The organism is Haemophilus sp. THUN1690, from assembly GCF_059704375.1.
Genome location: NZ_AP046582.1, coordinates 299,269 through 319,727, shown reverse-complemented (window position 1 = coordinate 319,727; position 20,459 = coordinate 299,269). Strand labels below are relative to the sequence as shown.

At 39.9% G+C, this 20,459-nt stretch carries 11 protein-coding genes, 5 tRNA genes and 3 rRNA genes; 3 read left to right on the top strand and 16 right to left on the bottom strand.

All coding sequences use genetic code 11. The features are described from left to right. Nucleotides 1-4: 4 nt before the first annotated feature. Genes AC6H22_RS01545 through rsfS form a run of 5 tightly spaced genes read right to left on the bottom strand, consistent with a single transcriptional unit; the run spans nucleotide 5 to nucleotide 4,829 of the window. Nucleotides 5-865, bottom strand: a complete 861-nt coding sequence (locus AC6H22_RS01545; RefSeq protein WP_497513515.1) for a septal ring lytic transglycosylase RlpA family protein — start codon at nucleotides 863-865, stop codon at nucleotides 5-7. A gap of 52 nt (nucleotides 866-917) precedes the next feature. Continuing rightward, on the bottom strand, nucleotides 918-2,033 hold the full coding sequence (gene rodA / locus AC6H22_RS01540; RefSeq protein WP_005628767.1) for a rod shape-determining protein RodA: 1,116 nt from the start codon (nucleotides 2,031-2,033) through the stop codon (nucleotides 918-920). Beyond that, entirely contained in the window at nucleotides 2,023-3,978 is a 1,956-nt protein-coding gene (mrdA, locus tag AC6H22_RS01535) for a penicillin-binding protein 2 (protein ID WP_005628768.1), read from the bottom strand. Before mrdA ends, rodA begins: the two co-directional genes overlap by 11 nt. Nucleotides 3,979-3,999: 21 nt before the next feature. Continuing rightward, nucleotides 4,000-4,467, bottom strand: a complete 468-nt coding sequence (gene rlmH / locus AC6H22_RS01530) for a 23S rRNA (pseudouridine(1915)-N(3))-methyltransferase RlmH (protein WP_005649848.1) — start codon at nucleotides 4,465-4,467, stop codon at nucleotides 4,000-4,002. A 53-nt stretch (nucleotides 4,468-4,520) separates the two neighbouring features. Next, nucleotides 4,521-4,829 (bottom strand): ribosome silencing factor, encoded by a 309-nt coding sequence (rsfS, locus tag AC6H22_RS01525; protein ID WP_005628770.1) that lies wholly within the window; start codon nucleotides 4,827-4,829, stop codon nucleotides 4,521-4,523. Between the two features lie 283 nt (nucleotides 4,830-5,112). Here rsfS and AC6H22_RS01520 point away from each other — a divergent pair, with 283 nt between their 5' ends. Beyond that, nucleotides 5,113-6,915 (top strand): ATP-binding protein, encoded by a 1,803-nt coding sequence (locus AC6H22_RS01520; protein ID WP_497513518.1) that lies wholly within the window; start codon nucleotides 5,113-5,115, stop codon nucleotides 6,913-6,915. 100 nt (nucleotides 6,916-7,015) lie between these two features. On the opposite strand, the gene prlC is transcribed toward AC6H22_RS01520, so the two are convergent. After that, nucleotides 7,016-9,058, bottom strand: coding sequence for an oligopeptidase A (gene prlC, locus AC6H22_RS01515; RefSeq protein ID WP_032825572.1), 2,043 nt, complete (start codon nucleotides 9,056-9,058; stop codon nucleotides 7,016-7,018). 122 nt (nucleotides 9,059-9,180) lie between these two features. Here prlC and AC6H22_RS01510 point away from each other — a divergent pair, with 122 nt between their 5' ends. Together AC6H22_RS01510 and AC6H22_RS01505 are read left to right on the top strand one after the other, a co-directional pair. Further along, nucleotides 9,181-9,543, top strand: a complete 363-nt coding sequence (locus tag AC6H22_RS01510) for a YbaN family protein (protein ID WP_005627297.1) — start codon at nucleotides 9,181-9,183, stop codon at nucleotides 9,541-9,543. Next, complete coding sequence (locus tag AC6H22_RS01505) at nucleotides 9,536-11,077, top strand: peptide ABC transporter substrate-binding protein (RefSeq protein ID WP_046953550.1); 1,542 nt, start codon at nucleotides 9,536-9,538, stop codon at nucleotides 11,075-11,077. Before AC6H22_RS01510 ends, AC6H22_RS01505 begins: the two co-directional genes overlap by 8 nt. A gap of 447 nt (nucleotides 11,078-11,524) precedes the next feature. Here AC6H22_RS01505 and AC6H22_RS01500 read toward each other — a convergent pair whose 3' ends face one another. The 10 genes from AC6H22_RS01500 to rlmKL all read right to left on the bottom strand — a co-directional run bounded on the left by AC6H22_RS01500 (nucleotide 11,525) and on the right by rlmKL (nucleotide 20,377). Beyond that, on the bottom strand, nucleotides 11,525-12,115 hold the full coding sequence (locus AC6H22_RS01500; RefSeq protein WP_046953549.1) for a uracil-DNA glycosylase family protein: 591 nt from the start codon (nucleotides 12,113-12,115) through the stop codon (nucleotides 11,525-11,527). Between the two features lie 264 nt (nucleotides 12,116-12,379). After that, a 5S ribosomal RNA gene (gene rrf / locus AC6H22_RS01495) occupies nucleotides 12,380-12,495 on the bottom strand. 118 nt (nucleotides 12,496-12,613) lie between these two features. Beyond that, nucleotides 12,614-15,512, bottom strand: a 23S ribosomal RNA gene (locus AC6H22_RS01490). 307 nt (nucleotides 15,513-15,819) lie between these two features. Next, nucleotides 15,820-15,895, bottom strand: a tRNA-Ala gene (locus AC6H22_RS01485). A 53-nt stretch (nucleotides 15,896-15,948) separates the two neighbouring features. Then, nucleotides 15,949-16,025, bottom strand: a tRNA-Ile gene (locus AC6H22_RS01480). 82 nt (nucleotides 16,026-16,107) lie between these two features. Then, nucleotides 16,108-17,647, bottom strand: a 16S ribosomal RNA gene (locus AC6H22_RS01475). Together the 16S, 23S and 5S rRNA genes with 5 tRNA genes alongside form the textbook arrangement of a ribosomal RNA operon. Nucleotides 17,648-17,816: 169 nt before the next feature. Beyond that, nucleotides 17,817-17,893: transfer RNA gene (locus tag AC6H22_RS01470), tRNA-Pro, on the bottom strand. A 21-nt stretch (nucleotides 17,894-17,914) separates the two neighbouring features. Next, nucleotides 17,915-17,990: transfer RNA gene (locus tag AC6H22_RS01465), tRNA-His, on the bottom strand. 26 nt (nucleotides 17,991-18,016) lie between these two features. Continuing rightward, nucleotides 18,017-18,093: transfer RNA gene (locus tag AC6H22_RS01460), tRNA-Arg, on the bottom strand. A 148-nt stretch (nucleotides 18,094-18,241) separates the two neighbouring features. Further along, nucleotides 18,242-20,377 (bottom strand): bifunctional 23S rRNA (guanine(2069)-N(7))-methyltransferase RlmK/23S rRNA (guanine(2445)-N(2))-methyltransferase RlmL, encoded by a 2,136-nt coding sequence (rlmKL, locus tag AC6H22_RS01455; protein ID WP_046952626.1) that lies wholly within the window; start codon nucleotides 20,375-20,377, stop codon nucleotides 18,242-18,244. Nucleotides 20,378-20,459: the final 82 nt, after the last annotated feature.

Here is a 20,459-nt window from a genome sequence, read left to right as displayed (position 1 = left end):
ACAATTAATTTTTATATGTGTAAACAATTAATGGCTTATTGACTGCCATTTTTTGTAATTTGGTTCTCACTTGTGACATTTGTGTTTCGTTATCAAAAGGCCCAATGTGAATTTCGTATTTATTGCCTGAACGATTTACTTCGGCTTGAATATTATCTAATGCGAGTTGTGTAATTAACTTATCAGCTTGGCTACGAGAGGTAACTTCAAGCATTTTCAAACGATAAACGTCATTTCCTTTTTTTTCATTTACCATCTTAAACGACTTATTAGAAGATGCAGTAAATTTTACTAAACGATCAGCTGCTTCTTTAGTTTTCGCATGCTTAGCCAACGTTCTTGTCGCAGCGCCCGATAAACTCCCATTTTTGGCAACATGCAACGCCTCAATTCTAACATGCCCCATACCGCGAGAAATTAATCCTATTTCTTTCGCCGCCGCATGAGAAAGATCAATTAAACGTTTATCACTAAAAGGCCCACGATCATTAATACGTACTATAACTTTACGGTTGTTATGTAAATTAGTCACCAAAGCATAAGAATTTATTGGCAATGTTTTATGTGCCGCAGTAAATTGTGTTGAATTATAAACATCACCACTTGCAGTTCTACGCCCATTAAATTTGAGATGATAGTAACTAGCCATCCCTTCTTTCGCATAGGATTTAGCATCATCTTCAGTTTTTGTCGTATAAGTTTGCCCTTTAACGGAATAAGTACTAGGGGCAGGTACTTTGGTTATAATCGAAAGTTTATCCCCTTGGATACCATACATTTTGTGAGTGTCTGCATGTACTGAAAAGCTAGTAATTATAGCAAACAAAGCAAATGCGGTCAGATTTAATAATGTTTTTAATTTCATAAGCGTTGACTATTTTCATTTATTTACCCTTTTAAGAAAAGTAAAAATGAAATTAGTTCCCTTTCATAAATTTTACTTGATGTGTATGAACTGACATCACCAAGCCAAAAGCAGCCATAATAGCAACGTAAGATGTACCGCCATAGCTGAATAAAGGTAATGGCACACCCACTACAGGCAAAATACCACTTACCATGCCTATGTTAACAAACACATAGACAAAGAAAATTAACGTCGTTGCACCAGCAAGAATTCGCCCAAAAGAAGTTTGCGCGTTCACAGCAATAATCAAACCACGTACAATAATGAACATATAAATGGAGATCAAAATAAGAAAACCAATCATTCCATGTTCTTCACTCATTACAGCAAAAATAAAATCTGTATGAGGTTCAGGTAAGAATTCAAGCTGAGATTGCGTACCCTGCATCCAGCCTTTTCCCCAAAGCCCCCCAGAACCAATCGCAATCTTTGATTGTAAAATATGATAGCCGGCACCGAGAGGATCTTTTTCTGGATCCAATAATGTGAGAACGCGAGTGCGTTGATAATCGTGCATTAGATATAGCCACATGATCGGAATAAATCCAGCTAAGCCAATCACTGCTGCTAAAATTAGCCACCAACTCATTCCCGCTAAAAATACTACAAATAAACCTGACGCACTTACCAAAATTGATGTGCCTAAATCTGGTTGTATAGCCACAAGTAAAGTCGGAATCATAATCATTGCAATCGCAATAAATGTTTCACTTAATTTAGGTGGAAGTGGTCGATTACCTAAATACACAGCAACCATTAATGGAACCGCAAGCTTTACAATTTCAGAGGGTTGAAAACGAATAAATCCAAGATCAAGCCAACGCTGTGCCCCTTTACTGGTTGTTCCAATAGCATCGACTAAAATCAACATGATAAAGCCTATCAGATAAAGATAAGGCGCAATGCGTTGATAAAATTTAGGTGGAAATTGTGCCATGACGAGCATAACAGTAAATCCAAGAAAAACCTGAATAATCCGGTTGTTAAACATAGTTTCACTCGCACCAGTGGCACTATAAAGCACAAGCATGCCATAGGCTGTTATTGCAACTAAGCCAATAAAAAGCCAAAAATCAATATGCAAACGTTGCCATGCGCGCAACCAGAAAGGGATTTTATCTTCCATTTATTTGCTCTCTCTCTTGTGGTAAATCTTCTTTTTGCTGAATGGTTGCATTATATTTTTCAACTTGTGGTAAACGCTGATTTAAATAGTAATCCATCACTTTACGCGCTAAGGGTGCGGCATTACTTGATCCACCACCCGCATTCTCTAAAATAACTGTCACAACCAATCTAGGGTTTTCATAAGGCGCATATGCGGTAAACCATGCGTGATCATGTAGTTCTTTTTTCAATCCCGCCGCATTGTATTTTTCATTTTCTTTTAAACTAAACACTTGAGCAGTACCTGATTTTCCTGCTACACGATAGTTTGCTCCAGCAAAAGCCTTTCTCCCCGTCCCTAAAGCTGAATTGACAACATTATACATTCCACGTTTTGCAGCATCCCAATAGCTTTGTTTAGCCTCTGTAATATCAGGATAAAGCAAAGGATCTTCATAAGGTTTTAGAGTAGATACTTCAATTGCTTTCATCAAATGTGGGGTATTCACCTTTCCATTGTTCACCAATACAGCTGTTGCTTTTGCTACTTGTAATGGTGTCGCAGTCCAATACCCTTGACCAATCCCCACAGAAATAGTATCACCTAGTACCCAAGGACGTTTATAACGTTTTTGTTTCCATTCGCGCGTTGGCATATTGGCTGCCGTTTCCTCTTGAATTTCAATCCCAGTTGGCATACCAAAGCCAAATCGTTTCATCCAATCAGAAAGACTATCAATTCCCATACTATGAGCCACTTGATAAAAATAAGTATCGGATGATTCTGTAATTGCTTTATTTAAATCTGTATAACCATGACCGCTCTTTTTCCAATCTCGGAATCGCTTAGTCGTATTTGGCAATACCCAATAGCCAGGGTCAAAAATCGTCGTATTTTGACTAATCACATTTTCAGTTTGTGCAGCTACTGCAATAAAAGGTTTCACCGTAGAAGCAGGAGGGTACACACCTTGGGTCGCTCGACTATAAAGCGGACGAGCTGGATCATTTAATAGGCGCTTATAATCTTCTGAGGAAATACCATCAACAAACAAATTATTGTCATAACTTGGCGTGGATACCATAGCCAGCACACCACTATCTTTAGGATCCAATACAACAATCGCGCCTTTTTGCCCTGCCAAAAGATCTGTGATGTAACGCTGCAACTCTAAATCGATAGTAAGATAAATGCTTTTTCCTGCTACTGAAGGTTGTTCACGTAACTTGCGAATAACTTTACCACGATTATTAATTTCTACTTCTTCAAAACCTGTTGTGCCATGTAACGCATCTTCGTAATAGCGTTCAATCCCCAATTTGCCCATATCATTGCTACCAGAATAATTGGCAAATTTTTCATCTTTTTTCAAACGTTCAACGTCTTTATCATTGATTTTGCCCACATAGCCTAAAATATGCGTCATAATCTCGCCATATAAGTAATAGCGTTTGAAATAAGGACGTACATCTAAACTCGGGTATTGATAGCCACTCACTGCAAAACGTGCGATTTGTTCTTCTGTTAAATTCGGTTTCAATAAAATAGGCGTGTAACGTGTTCCGCGGCGACGTTCCTTTTTAAAATTTTCAATATCGTTATCCGTCAATCCCACAATGTAGCGTAATTCATCTAAAGTGCGGTCTAAATTTTCGGTTTTTTCTGGCACAATGTATAAACCAAAAAAAGTAAGATTTTCGGCTAATAATTTACCGTAACGATCATAGATTAAGCCACGTGTTGGAGGTAAAGGTAATAATTTAATTCGGTTACCATTAGAACGAGTTTGGTAAGTATCGAAATTAACAATCTGTAGCTGATAAATATTGGTAAATAACACTCCTGTTAGCAACAAAATCCCCGAAAAAGCCACAAAAGTTCGGCGTGCAAAAAGGTTACGCTCCGCTTTTTTATCGCGGAACGGTTCATGAGTTGACGTATTGAAGAATCGTTTTAAATTCATCTGACTAAAAATGAGGATTTACTATTCTCGGTGATAAGGATGATTAGTCGTGAGCGACCACGCTCGATATAAACTTTCAGCCACCACAACACGAACAAGCGGATGAGGTAATGTCAAAGGTGAAAGCGACCAACTTTGTTCTGCAGCTGCTTTACATTCAGGTGAAAGTCCCTCAGGTCCCCCGATCAACAAACATACATCACGGCCATCGTTTTTCCACGCTTCTAGTTGCTCGGCTAACTGTGGTGTGGTCCAAGGTTTACCTGGAATGTCTAACGTCACGACTTTACCTTTCCCACAGGCAGCTAACATCGCTTTACCTTCTTGTTCTAAAATACGTTTAATATCAGCATTTTTTCCACGCTTGCCTGCTGGGATTTCAATCAGTTCAAAAGGCATATCTTTAGGAAAACGGCGTTGATATTCCTCAAAACCCGTTGTAACCCAAGAAGGCATTTTTGTTCCGACAGCAATTAACGTGATTTTCACAAGTCATCCTTATCTAAAAAGTGCGGTTATTTTTCACCGCACTTTACTAAAATTTACGCCCAAAGTTTCTCTAATTGATACATTTCACGCGCGTCACGTTGCATGATATGTACGATTGCTTGACCAAGATCCACCACAATCCAATCTGCAGTATTTTTACCTTCTTCACCAAAAGTTTCAAAACCTGCTTTTTTACATTCTGTAATTAAATTATCTGCCATTGCAGAAACTTGGCGGCTCGACGTCCCCGTGCAAATAATCATATTATCGGTAATCGATGATTTTCCACGTACATCAAAATGTACAATATCTGTTCCCTTTAACCCATCTAAGGTTTTCATCAAAAATTCAACTAATGCCATTTTGTTCTCGCTTCGCAATAAAAGTGCGAGATTCTATCATTTAATACCCTCTCGCGCAAAATCCACGCAAAACAAGTATGTTTTAATATTTTAATAAATCCCCCCACCATAAAAACTTAAAACTAATCTATTCATTATTACAATTATGGCTATATTCAAGGTAAACTAAAGAGTCAAGTCCTATAAATTACAAAATTCACTTTCTGAGTGAGGGAAATATAATCCTTCGAAATCAGATTAGCCATGGACTTTCGATAACAGTAATAATGTTTTAGGAGATTCGATGAAAAGTTTCAAATATTTTGCTCAGAGTTATGTGGATTGGGTTATTCGTCTTGGGCGCCTTCGTTTTTCTCTTTTAGGCGTGATGATTCTTGCGGTTTTAGCACTTTGTACTCAGATTTTATTTAGTTTATTTATTGTTCATCAGATTTCTTGGGTAGATATTTTTCGTTCGGTAACTTTTGGCTTACTCACTGCGCCTTTTGTTATTTATTTTTTCACTTTATTGGTCGAAAAGCTTGAACATTCTCGTCTTGATCTTTCTAGCTCGGTGAATCGGTTGGAAAATGAGGTCGCAGAGCGAATTGCCGCTCAGAAAAAATTATCCCAAGCATTGGAAAAGTTAGAAAAAAATAGCCGTGATAAAAGCACCTTACTTGCCACAATAAGCCATGAATTGCGCACGCCATTGAATGGGATTGTGGGGCTTAGCCAGATTTTACTTGATGATGAATTGGATGATCGCCAGCGTAATTATTTAAAAACTATCAACATAAGTGCGGTCAGTTTAGGCTATATTTTTAGCGATATTATTGATTTGGAAAAAATTGATGCCAGTCGAATTGAATTAAATCGCCAGCCAACAGATTTCCCCGCCTTATTAAACGATATTTATAATTTTGCTAGTTTCCTTGCTAAACAAAAAAATCTTATTTTTTCTTTAGAGCTTGAACCTAATTTGCCTAATTGGTTGAATCTTGATCGTGTTCGCTTGAGCCAAATTTTGTGGAACTTAATTAGTAATGCGGTGAAGTTTACCGATCAGGGAAATATTATTCTTAAAATTATGAGAAATCAGGATTGTTACCATTTTATTGTGAAAGATACAGGAATGGGGATTTCACCTGAAGAACAAAAACATATTTTTGAAATGTATTATCAAGTGAAAGAAAGTCGTCAGCAAAGTGCGGGTAGCGGTATTGGGTTGGCTATTTCTAAAAATCTCGCTCAGTTAATGGAAGGAGATTTAACAGTTGAAAGTGAGCGAGGAAAAGGCGCTACTTTCCATCTTACTCTCCATGCTCAGGAAAGTTCTGAAAAAGAATCCGTTAAGAAAAATATTCCATCCTTGAACATTCTTTTAGTGGAGGATGTTGACCTCAATATTATGGTTGCGAAAACTATTTTAGAAAAACTTGGGCATCATGTTGATGTTGCGACAAATGGCAAGCAGGCGATCACTTTATTTGAGAAAAATGTTTACGACATTTTATTGCTAGATATTAAATTACCAGATATGAGTGGTTTTGAAATCGCCCAATATTTGCGAGAGAATTATGAGAACGGTATTTATGATTTTTTACCGCCAATGATTGCTTTTACTGCCAATGTTATGCAAAGCGAGCAAGAATATTTAGAAATGGGCATGGATGGCGTATTACGCAAACCCATTTCAATTAAGGATTTACACCATTGTTTGCAGCAATTTTTTGCGGATGAAAGCGAATCTATTATAGACATGAATGATGATAATGAGCTTTCAGAACAGTTTGATTTAGAGCTGATAGAAACACTTGGAAAAAAACAAATTTTAGAAAATTTATCTTTATTCAAACAAACTATGCCAAATTATCTGACTCAATTATCAAAAGATAATATGAAAGACACAGAAGATACTGCCCATAAAATTAAAGGGGCTGCGGCATCAGTAGGGTTAAATCATTTACGTCAATTAGCGGATGCTTTAGAAAGTGCGGCTAAAAATTCTGATATTTTTAATTGTGGAGAATTGATTGATGAAATGGGGAATCATTGGTTAGAAAATGTAGAAGATTTAGCTAAATTTTGTAAAGTTGAGGAATAATCCTTTTAGGAATTTATTTAGATATCAAAGGTGGTTTATAGTCTGATCTTATAAGATAAAAATAACCCGGCTTTGGCCGGGTATTCTGTTTTTATTTTAATTATCTATTTAATATTCCTTTATGTCTTAACAACGCATCTAATTGCGGTTCACGGCCACGGAAGCGTTTGAAGAGTTCCATTGGTTCTTCAGAGCCACCACGAGTGAGAATTTCATCTAAGAATGATTTGCCAGTGATTGGGTTGAAAATACCTTCTTCTTCAAAGCGAGAATAAGCATCTGCTGATAAGACTTCAGCCCATAAATAGCTGTAATAACCTGCGGCGTAGCCCCCTGCAAAAATATGGCTGAAGCTGTGCGGAGTTCTTGCCCAATCTACACCTTTTATGACGGCAACTTGTGATTTCACCGCTTTAAGTGTCTCTAAAATTTGATTGGTTTTTTCCGCATCAAAGGTGTGATGCAAACGGAAATCAAAAATCCCAAATTCAAGTTGGCGCAAGATAAACATCGCAGCTTGAAAATTTTTCGCTTTTAATAATTGCATAAGTTTTTCTTTTGGCAACGGCTCGCCTGTTTCGTAATGTCCTGAAATAAACGCTAAAGCCTCTTCTTCCCAGCACCAGTTTTCCATAAATTGACTTGGTAATTCCACAGCATCCCAAGGCACGCCGTTAATACCCGCTACATCGGAGACATCAATTTGCGTGAGCATATGATGAATGCCGTGACCAAATTCATGGAATAGCGTGGTGACTTCATCGTGCGTAAATAAGGCTGGTTTATTCCCTATAGGTGCATTGAAGTTGCAAGTTAAATAAGCCACAGGAGTTTGAATGCTGCCATCCAGTTTACGCTTACGTCCGATACAATCATCCATCCAAGCCCCGCCACGTTTGTGTTCACGCGCATATAAATCAAGATAGAAACTGCCACGGAGTTGATCGTTTTCATCAATTAAATCAAAGAAGCGCACATCTTTATGCCAAGTATCCACGCCTTTGCGTTCAACTGCACGAATATTGAAAATACGTTTAATCAATTCAAACAATCCCGAAATTACGCGATTTTCAGGAAAATATGGGCGAAGTTCTTCATCATTAATGGCATATAAATGTTGTTTTTGTTTTTCGCTGTAAAAACCAATATCCCAAGGCGCAAGTTCAGTGACACCAAATTCTTTTTCGCAGTAATCTCTCAATTCTTGCAGTTCTTTTTCGCCTTGTGGTTTGGCACGTTCGGCAAGATGATCTAAGAAATTGAGCACTTGTTGTGGGTTTTCTGCCATTTTGGTGGCAAGTGAAAGTTCGGTGTAAGTATTAAAACCGAGTAATTTTGCTAGCTCTACGCGTAATGTAAGAATTTCTTCCATAACTTTACTGTTGTCCCATTTGCCAGCATTAGGGCCTTGTTCTGAGGCGCGTGTTGCATAAGCATGGTACATTTCTTCACGCAATGCACGATTTTCACAGTAAGTCATCACAGGCAAATAACTTGGAATTTCTAACGTAAAACGATAGCCTTTTAATCCTTTACTTTCGGCAGATTGTTGTGCAGCTTGTAGTGCAGATTCAGGTAACCCAGCAAGTTCTGCTTCGTTTTCAATGAGTTTTTCCCAACCCATGGTGGCATCTAATACGTTATTGCTAAATTGTGAATTTAATTCCGATAAGCGCGTCACAATTTCGCCATAACGTTGTTGTTTGTCTTCTGAAAGCCCGATACCTGAAAGTTCAAAATCACGCAGTGAATTTTCAATGGCTTTCTTTTGCGCAATAGAATAGTCAGTAAATTCAGCACTATTTTTTAACGCCAAATAGGCATTATAAAGCCCTTTATGCTGACCAACCCAAGTGCTGTATTCAGAAAGTAACGGCAAGCACACTTGATAGGCTTCACGTAATTCAGCACTGTTTTTTACTGAATTGAGATGAGAAACGGGTGACCAAGCTCGGTTTAAGCGATCATTGGTTTCCGTTAAAGGCAAAATGAAATTTTCCCAAGTAAAGTGCGGTTGTTTTAACACTTGTTCTATCGTATTGCGACAATCTTGAATTAATTTTTCAACAGCCGGTTGAATATGTTCTGGTTTTATTTGTGAAAATGGCGGTAGGCCTTGAATGTTAAGTAATGGATTTGACATAGACATAAATGTTCCTTTTTTGAAAATTACTCTTTATGTGACGGCAAATTCTATAATATCAAGGTTGAAAAATCTAAAAAATCAGTAATAATGGTTCGCATTTTCTTTTTATTAGGAACATTATGAAGTTTATTTACATTGTTTTAGGTTTTCTTTCTCTTGCACTTGGCATCATTGGAATTTTCCTTCCTATTTTACCGACCACGCCTTTTTTATTGCTTACCTTATTTTTCTTTACAAAAGGTTCAAAACGCTTAGAACAATGGTTTTTAGGCACAAGTATTTATCAAAAACATCTTAAGTCTTTTAATGAAAATCGATCATTAAAGAAAAATACCAAAATTTATATTTTGAGTTTTTCGACCACAATGTTGCTTATTGGTTTTTATTTCACGCCAAGCGTAATAGGGCGTAGCGTTATTGCAGCGTTGATTTGTATTAAGTATTGGTTCTTCTTGTTTTGGATTAAAACTGAAAATGAATAATTTTCTCGCTTTGTGCCAGCGAAGTACAGTTATTCTTTCTATCATTTTTACGGTGGTGGCTTGTGATAAATTGGATAATCCAAAATCTGCTTCACCACAAGTTGAGACACCTAAAAATACTCAATTGGAATCTAACCGAGTTGAATTAAAACGTGGTGTTTATAGCGATTTTACTTTGCAACCTTGGCAAGCACAAAACGAAGAACAAACGCAATTATTACGGGATCTTTTTGAGGGCTTAACAGCTTATGATGCCCAAGGTAATCTTGTTCCTGCCGTGGCAGAAAGCTGGCAAACTAAAGATAATAAAACGTGGATTTTCATTTTGCGTGAAAATGCCAAATGGTCAAATGGTGAAGCGGTGACTGCCTCTGATTTTGTACAATCTTGGCAAGCACTTTCTCAATCTGAAAGTCCACTTAAAAATTATTTGGCTTTCATGAATCTGAAAAATGCGAAGGCAGTATTGGAAAAAACACTAACTGTGGAATCGCTTGGATTGTTCGCTGAAAATGACCGCACTTTACGCATTGAATTAGATAAAGCATCGCCATATATACCTTCTATGCTGGCGCACGTCAGCCTTTTGCCTCGCTATACAAAATCGCCTGAAATGCTTATCAGCAATGGCGCCTATCAATTACAAAGCCAGGCTGAAAATCAGCATATTTTAACTGCCAATCCTTATTATTGGGCAAAGGAAAAAGTGATATTTCAGCAAGTGAAGTATCAAAAAATTGCAGCAGATAGAGATTTGTCTGATTTTGATGTTGTAATAAATCCGCAAAAAACAGTTCAAAATATCCAAGATTATCCGCAACTTTGTACTTACTTCTATGAGTTTAATCTTGCCGATCCTATGTTGCAAAAAAGTGCGATAAGAAAAGCGATTGCTTCGATGATTTCTACGAAAAATTTGGTTGCAGATATTTCTCATCTTCATCCAAGTAATACTTTTTTACCTAAATCTATGCTAGGTGAGCAAGAATCTGTTTGGGAGCCAGTTGTTGCAGAACAGCTTCTTCCCCATAATCAAATTAGTGAAACTAACCCGTTGAAATTACGCATTCGTTATGATGATTCGTCTCTGAATCAAACCATTGCAACGCGATTAAATCGTCAGTTATCGCAATCAGATTTATTACGAGTTGAACATCAAGGGATGAGTTGGCAAGAATTGCAAACGGCTCGCACAAAAGGCGATTTTCAATTAATTCGATCAGGTTGGTGCGCAGATTTTAATGATCCTGTCGCTTTCTTAAATTTGTTCTATTCCAAAAGCCCTGATAACAAAAATGGCTATAAAAATGCAGAATTTGATCGTTTATTTGAAAGTGCAATGACGACAACATCCGAAAAAGTGCGGTTAGAAAATTACGCGAAATTAAAAGGGATAGTTCAACAAGAATATTTAGTGTTACCCATTTTTCAATATAATACGCCAGTTTATCTTACGCCAAGTATAATGGGCGCACAAGCGAATTCTGTTGGAACCATTTATAGTAAAAATTTGTGGCGAAAGGTTAAAAATTAGTAATTTTAGATTAACTATGATTAAAAATAAAAACCATACTATTTTACCTGGATCATAATTAGAGATCTTTACTTTATAAGTATTAATTCTGCCATATATACTATTGAAACTACTTTCAATATTGGCATGTGGGAAAGAATAGCTTGTAAGAATTAAATTTTATAATCCTTACCAGCTTTTTTATTTGAAAAATCCTGCATAAATAAGATCTTATGCTTTCTCGTTAAACTAACGTGAGTAGCGTAATTTATTCTCAAGCACCTTAAACCGTCCTTTTATCCTATTTGTAGTTTTTTCAATATTTAATTCTATATATTTCTCATAAGTAAAAATATATTCATAATATAGGGAGTTAAGCACATTTTTAGCAACTATTTGATCCTATAGGCCTCCATATTTCATAACTGTAATAATAAATAAGCTATGTATGTATTCATATAAAAATACTTAATCTTTATCATTAATGATATATCTTACTAACATTTGTAATTCAGGAATAACTTGCTCTAGAAACCAAGGATTCTTTCTTACCCAAAGCTGATTACGTGGGGAAGGATGCACGAGAGGCATAAAGTGCGGTAAGCATTGACGATAATTTTTTACAGTCCCAGTTACATTATCTTTGTTTTCAGGTAGATAATATTTCTGTGCATATTGCCCAATAAGAATAGTGAGCTGAATATTAGGCAGGTGCTCTAAAATTATCGGATGCCATTTTTCTGCAAAACCTTGACGAGGTGGTAAGTCACCAGATTTACCTTTTCCAGGATAATAAAAATCCATAGGAAGAACCGCAAACATCCCAGAATTATAAAAATAATCGTAATCCACACCTAGCCAATCACGCAGACGATCACCGCTTTTATCATTCCAATATAAACGAGTCTGCTCAGCTTTTAACCCTGGAGCTTGACCAACGATATTAATTCGAGCTATTTTAGGAGCCGAAAATAAAGGGAAAATTCCACGTTCTGTAAAATTTTTATTTTGAGGATCAGCGATAATACTTGAAGTTATTTCGTCTAAAGTTTTAAACATAATGGCTGTCATTAGAAATGAGTGTATAAAGTCTATTTAAAAAATATGAAAAATCCAAACTCTAAATGATATAAATAGGTATATTTATTAAAACTATATTGTAGGCAATACAAGACTAAAAACTTAGTGCTGAAATAAAATCTCTATTTCCTGCTTTAATTCTTTTCATGAAATAATAAGTAGATTGTAAAAAACAAAAACCCCATATCTTTCGACACGGGGTTCTTCTTTTTTATTTAATTTAACTTAGATAAGTATTTGGTAACCTGGCGGTGCCCTACTCTCACATGGGGAAGCCCCACACTACCATCGGCATTACAGCGTTTCACTTCTGAGTTCGGTATGGTGTCAGGTGGTTCCACCGCACTATCGCCGCCAGGATAATTCTTTGATAACGTTTATTTTAAATTCTATCTATGTTCTTCATTGGCCACAAGCTGAACGTTTAGTTAATTTCTTTTTCTTTCACTCTGTTTTCCAAAAACACTTGAGCGTTGTATAGTTAAGCCTCTCGGGCAATTAGTATGCGTTAGCTCAATGTATCACTACACTTACACACCGCACCTATCTACGTCTTAGTCTTAAACAACCCTTACAGATTTATAATCTGGGAGAACTCATCTCTTGGCAAGTTTCGTGCTTAGATGCTTTCAGCACTTATCTCTTCCGCACTTAGCTACCCGGCAATGCGTCTGGCGACACAACCGGAACACCAGTGGTGCGTCCACTCCGGTCCTCTCGTACTAGGAGCAGCCCCAACCAATTCTCCAACGCCCACGGCAGATAGGGACCGAACTGTCTCACGACGTTCTAAACCCAGCTCGCGTACCACTTTAAATGGCGAACAGCCATACCCTTGGGACCTACTTCAGCCCCAGGATGTGATGAGCCGACATCGAGGTGCCAAACACCGCCGTCGATATGAACTCTTGGGCGGTATCAGCCTGTTATCCCCGGAGTACCTTTTATCCGTTGAGCGATGGCCCTTCCATTCAGAACCACCGGATCACTATGACCTACTTTCGTACCTGCTCGACTTGTCTGTCTCGCAGTTAAGCTTGCTTATACCATTGCACTAACCTCACGATGTCCGACCGTGATTAGCAAACCTTCGTGCTCCTCCGTTACTCTTTGGGAGGAGACCGCCCCAGTCAAACTACCCACCAGACACTGTCCGAGACCGCGTTCCGCAATCTTCGTTAGAACATCAAACGTTAAAGGGTGGTATTTCAAGGACGACTCCATAATCACTGGCGTGACTACTTCTAAGTCTCCCACCTATCCTACACATCAAAATTCAATGTTCAGTGTCAAGCTATAGTAAAGGTTCACGGGGTCTTTCCGTCTAGCCGCGGGTACACCGCATCTTCACGGCGATTTCAATTTCACTGAGTCTCGGGTGGAGACAGCCTGGCCATCATTATGCCATTCGTGCAGGTCGGAACTTACCCGACAAGGAATTTCGCTACCTTAGGACCGTTATAGTTACGGCCGCCGTTTACTGGGGCTTCGATCAGGAGCTTCTCTTTCGATTACACCATCAATTAACCTTCCAGCACCGGGCAGGCATCACACCCTATACGTCCACTTTCGTGTTTGCAGAGTGCTGTGTTTTTAATAAACAGTTGCAGCCAGCTGGTATCTTCGACCGGTTCAACCTTCGCCCGCGAGGGACTACAATCTACGCCGGCGCACCTTCTCCCGAAGTTACGGTGCTATTTTGCCTAGTTCCTTCACCCGAGTTCTCTCAAGCGCCTGAGTATTCTCTACCTGACCACCTGTGTCGGTTTTCAGTACGGTTTAGATAAACCTGAAGCTTAGTGGCTTTTCCTGGAAGTGTGGTATCGGTTACTTCAGCTCCGTAGAGCCTCGTCATCATCTCTCAGTGTTTAATAGAAGTCCGGATTTGCCTAAACTTCCCACCTACCAACTTAAACGCACATATCCAACAGTGCGATAACCTAACCTGCTCCGTCCCCACATCGCAGTTTATCCAAGTACAGGAATATTAACCTGTTTCCCATCGACTACGCTTTTCAGCCTCGCCTTAGGGGCCGACTCACCCTGCCCCGATTAACGTTGGACAGGAACCCTTGGTCTTCCGGCGAACGGGTTTTTCACCCGTTTTATCGTTACTTATGTCAGCATTCGCACTTCTGATACGTCCAGCAGCCCTCTCGAGCCACCTTCATCCGCTTACAGAACGCTCCCCTACCCAACAGACTTACGTCTGATGCCGCAGCTTCGGTGCTATATTTGAGCCCCGTTACATCTTCCGCGCAGGCCGACTCGACTAGTGAGCTATTACGCTTTCTTTAAATGATGGCTGCTTCTAAGCCAACATCCTAGCTGTCTAAGCCTTCCCACTTCGTTTCCCACTTAATATAGACTTTGGGACCTTAGCTGGCGGTCTGGGTTGTTTCCCTCTCCACGACGGACGTTAGCACCCGCCGTGTGTCTCCTGAGTATCACTCTTTGGTATTCGTAGTTTGCATCGGGTTGGTAATCCGGGATGGACCCCTAGCCGAAACAGTGCTCTACCCCCAAAGGTGTCCGCTCAAGGCTCTACCTAAATAGATTTCGGGGAGAACCAGCTATCTCCCGGTTTGATTGGCCTTTCACCCCCAGCCACAAGTCATCCGCTAATTTTTCAACATTAGTCGGTTCGGTCCTCCAGTTAGTGTTACCCAACCTTCAACCTGCCCATGGCTAGATCACCGGGTTTCGGGTCTATACCTTGCAACTATTCGCCCAGTTAAGACTCGGTTTCCCTTCGGCTCCCCTATTCGGTTAACCTCGCTACAAAATATAAGTCGCTGACCCATTATACAAAAGGTACGCAGTCACCCTTTCAGGCTCCCACTGCTTGTACGTACAAGGTTTCAGGTTCTATTTCACTCCCCTCACCGGGGTTCTTTTCGCCTTTCCTTCACAGTACTGGTTCACTATCGGTCAATCAGGAGTATTTAGCCTTGGAGGATGGTCCCCCCATCTTCAAACAGGATATCACGTGTCCCGCCCTACTTATCGTTAACTTAGTACCACAGCCTGGATGTCGAGTACGGGGCTATCACCCTGTGTCGCTAAGCTTCCCAGCTTATTCCTCTATCTCTGCTGCTATCATTAACAGGCTCTTTCGCTTTCGCTCGCCGCTACTGACGAAATCTCGGTTGATTTCTTTTCCTCGGGGTACTTAGATGTTTCAGTTCTCCCGGTTTGCCTCACCTACCTATGTATTCAGTAAGTGATAGTAGATTCTTCATCTACTGGGTTTCCCCATTCGGATATCTTGGATTAAACGCCTCTTATCGACTCATCCAAGCTTTTCGCAGATTAGCACGTCCTTCTTCGCCTCTGATTGCCAAGGCATCCACCTTGTACGCTTAGTCACTTAACTATACAACCTCAAATGTTTTCAATCACTTTAAGTTTTCACTTGAAAGTGCGGTCAATTTGATGCGTATCTTCATTCAACTAAACACTTGATTGCTTTTGTTCAATCAAGATTTTATGCAAAACAGGTTTTATTTTTAGATTTCCCTTTTCAGTTCCCTCTTTCACTTTCCTGCCTTGCCTACTCAGACTTTCTCTCGAAAATCTCTTGTTTTCAGCTTGTTTCCAATTTTTTAAAGAACAGTTGATAAAACTTTTCAGTTATCATCGTTAAATAAACTAAATAAATAAATTTACTTAACGATGATAAGTGGTGGAGATAAGCGGGATCGAACCGCTGACCTCCTGCGTGCAAGGCAGGCGCTCTCCCAGCTGAGCTATATCCCCATGTCATCGTTTATTTATCACCTTATTCACCTTCATCACTCACTCAGTTTGAGTGGTGGGTCTGAGTGGACTTGAACCACCGACCTCACCCTTATCAGGGGTGCGCTCTAACCACCTGAGCTACAGACCCAAGGGAATAACGGCTTTCTGCTCGATATTGTCTACAATATATCAATCAATCTGTGTGGACACTTATTGTCTCTCGTTTTCAGTAAGGAGGTGATCCAACCGCAGGTTCCCCTACGGTTACCTTGTTACGACTTCACCCCAGTCATGAATCATACCGTGGTAAACGCCCTCCAAAAGGTTAAGCTATCTACTTCTGGTACAACCCACTCCCATGGTGTGACGGGCGGTGTGTACAAGGCCCGGGAACGTATTCACCGCGACATTCTGATTCGCGATTACTAGCGATTCCGACTTCATGGAGTCGAGTTGCAGACTCCAATCCGGACTTAGACGTACTTTCTGAGATTCGCTCCACCTCGCAGTTTCGCCACCCTCTGTATACGCCATTGTAGCACGTGTGTAGCCCTACTCGTAAGGGCCATGATGACTTGACGTCATCCCCACCTTCCTCCAGTTTATCACTGGCAGTCTCCTTTGAGTTCCCGACCAAATCGCTGGCAACAAAGGATAAGGGTTGCGCTCGTTGCGGGACTTAACCCAACATTTCACAACACGAGCTGACGACAGCCATGCAGCACCTGTCTCATGGTTCCCGAAGGCACTCCCGTATCTCTACAGGATTCCATGGATGTCAAGAGTAGGTAAGGTTCTTCGCGTTGCATCGAATTAAACCACATGCTCCACCGCTTGTGCGGGCCCCCGTCAATTCATTTGAGTTTTAACCTTGCGGCCGTACTCCCCAGGCGGTCGATTTATCACGTTAGCTACGGGCACCAAGCTTTAAGCCCAATCCCCAAATCGACAGCGTTTACAGCGTGGACTACCAGGGTATCTAATCCTGTTTGCTCCCCACGCTTTCGCACATGAGCGTCAGTACATTCCCAAGGGGCTGCCTTCGCCTTCGGTATTCCTCCACATCTCTACGCATTTCACCGCTACACGTGGAATTCTACCCCTCCCTAAAGTACTCTAGTTACCCAGTCTGAAATGCAATTCCCAGGTTAAGCCCGGGGCTTTCACACCTCACTTAAATAACCGCCTGCGTGCCCTTTACGCCCAGTTATTCCGATTAACGCTCGCACCCTCCGTATTACCGCGGCTGCTGGCACGGAGTTAGCCGGTGCTTCTTCTGTATTTAACGTCAATGATGTCTACTATTAGCACACATCCCTTCCTCAATACCGAAAGAACTTTACAACCCGAAGGCCTTCTTCATTCACGCGGCATGGCTGCGTCAGGGTTCCCCCCATTGCGCAATATTCCCCACTGCTGCCTCCCGTAGGAGTCTGGACCGTGTCTCAGTTCCAGTGTGGCTGGTCATCCTCTCAGACCAGCTAGAGATCGTCGGCTTGGTAGGCCTTTACCCCACCAACTACCTAATCCCACTTGGGCTCATCTTATGGCATGTGGCCCGAAGGTCCCACACTTTAATCTTTCGATATTACGCGGTATTAGCTACAGTTTCCCGTAGTTATCCCCCTCCATAAGCCAGATTCCCAAGCATTACTCACCCGTCCGCCACTCGTCAGCAAGAAAGCAAGCTTTCTCCTGCTACCGTTCGACTTGCATGTGTTAAGCCTGCCGCCAGCGTTCAATCTGAGCCATGATCAAACTCTTCAATTCAAGTTCAATCGCTCAATACTGCTGACATAAAATGTCACTACTTAAAAAGTATAATGAATTTCTAGTTAGCACCTATTAAGACTTCAAAATTAAAAAATATTTTTAAAACAAGTCAATCAACAAGTGCCCACACAGATTGTCTGATACATTGTTAAAGAGCAAAATAAAGTGGTCGGCGAGATAGGATTTGAACCTACGACCCACTGGTCCCAAACCAGTTGCGCTACCAAGCTGCGCTACTCGCCGTCAGATCTTATAAAGATAAGATGGGGTGGCTAATGGGATTCGAACCCACGACAACTGGAATCACAATCCAGGGCTCTACCAACTGAGCTATAGCCACCATTAAAAGTTGTTATTGCACTGACCTGGCGCGCTCGACAAGATTCGAACTTGCGACCTTTGGCTCCGGAGGCCAACGCTCTATCCAACTGAGCTACGAACGCGTTATTGCGTCGTTGCGGAGGCGTATATTAATGATTTAATAAAACCTTGTCTAGCACTTTTTGAAAAAAAATGTTTGAGCGATAGTTTTTTATTCAGTTTGTTTAAAATTCACTATTTTTTCGACTATTTTTACAACTTAGCAAATCATTATATATGTTGAATCATCCAACAATTATGAATTTGTTTATTACGTTCAAAATCTAGTGGTAACGTTTTATGCGAAATTTCTGCCGCACTTAAACCTAATTCTTCCAACTCAACTAAATTCATTTTGAATCCACGTTTATTATTCGAAAAAACAATTGTGCCATTATTCGACAAAACTCGTTTTAGATTGCTCATCAATTTCACATGATCTCGTTGAACATCCCAACTCTCTTCCATACGTTTAGAATTTGAAAACGTTGGTGGATCCACAAATATCAAATCAAATTGACGATCACATTTTTCTAACCATTGAAGGCAATCTGCTTGAATTAATTTATGTTGTTTACCTTCAATATCATTCAAAATAAGATTTTGCTCCGCCCAATTAAGATAAGTATTGGACATATCAACGGTAGTTGTCGATTTAGCGCCACCAAGTGCTGCATGAACAGTGGCAGAACCTGTATAAGCAAATAAGTTCAAGAAATCTTTACCCTTTGCCAACTCACCAATCATTTTTCTTGTTAAACGGTGATCTAAGAATAATCCAGTGTCTAAATAATCTGTCAAATTTACCCAAAGTTGCGCGCCATATTCATTCACATAAAAGTATTCACCTTTATTGGCTAATTTCTCATATTGGTTGGTACCTTTTTGTTTCTGACGAACTTTGAGGATCAACTTATTCGTTTCTACACCTGTAACGTGCAAAGTTGCAGTAACAGCATCTAATAAACGTTGACGCGCTTTATTTTCATCAATATTTTTCGGCGCGGCATATTCTTGCACAACAATGTAATCTGCGTAACGATCGACGGCTAAATTATATTCAGGCAAATCAGCATCATATAAACGATAAGCGTCTAATCCTTGTTGCTTTGCCCATTTGCTAATTTTCTTAATATTTTTTTGTAATCGATTAGCAAAATCGGTTGCCACCTCCGAAGTGCGGTTAAATTCTAGTGCCTTTTCATCTGTAATTGCGTCAGATTTTCGTTCTGAAACTTGATAATTCTTCTGCACACAATCTAGTGGGCCATTTTTTGCTTTAAACTGTCGGCTGGCACGCATTCTCAAACAATCAAGCAATGTGGATTCGCTACTAAAAACAGAAACATTCCAACTGCAAAATTCTTTTTTAAGTCTTTGCCCAAATACAGAATAGAGCGCGATTAAAGCTGGGGTTGTGCCTAAACGTTCCCCATAAGGTGGATTACAGATAACCGTACCGACTTCATTTAAACGAGGATTTTTCAACGCTGCAACATCACCTTGTTGCCATTTAATTAAATGTGAAACACCTGCATTTTGTGCATTCTTCTGCGCCTTTTTTAATACGCGGTGATCGAGGTCAAATCCATAAAAGTGCGGTTGAATTTCACTTTGTTTTTCTTCTGCTAATTCAATCGCTTCATTTTTTACTTTTTCCCAAGCCGATTGATTATGCGCTTTCCAAAAATCAAATCCCCAATGTAAACGATAAAGTTGCGGTGCAATTTTGGCTTCCATTTGTGCCGCTTCAATTAAAAGCGTGCCTGACCCACACATTGGATCTACTAATGGAGAACCCGCTTGCCAACCTGAACGCATAACAATTGCCGCAGCTAGAGTTTCACGTAAAGGCGCTTGACCTGCATCTTCACGATAGCCTCGCAAATGTAATGCTTCCCCACTTAAATCTAAAGAAATCACTAAATTTTCACGATTCAAATAAGCATGAATACGTACGTCCGGCTGAATTTTATCTACATAAGGACGAGTTTTACCTTGACGTTCAAAGTAATCGACAATTCCATCTTTAACGCGCATCGCACCAAATTGAGTATGACGAATTTCTTGGTTGGTTCCATTAAAATCTACAAAGAATGTAACTCGTTCATCAAATTGCGCTAACCAATTAAAGCCCGAAACAGCCGCATAAAGATCCAAATCACTGTAAATTTTGGTTTCAATCAAAGGAAATAAAATGCGTGAAGCAAGGCGTGACCAAAGCAAAGTGCGGTATAAAGTTTCGTTATCTGCTTGATAATGAACGCCCCCTTGAACTACTTTTGCCTCTTGCGCGCCAAGTTCAGTGAGTTCAACTTTTAATAATTCTTCAAAGCCACGAGAAGTCGTTGCAAATAATTGTTTCATTTAGGTACCGATTTTAAAAATTTTGAGGGATTATAGCATAGAAAAAGATGATCTAATTGAGATCATCATAGCGAGTTAAACT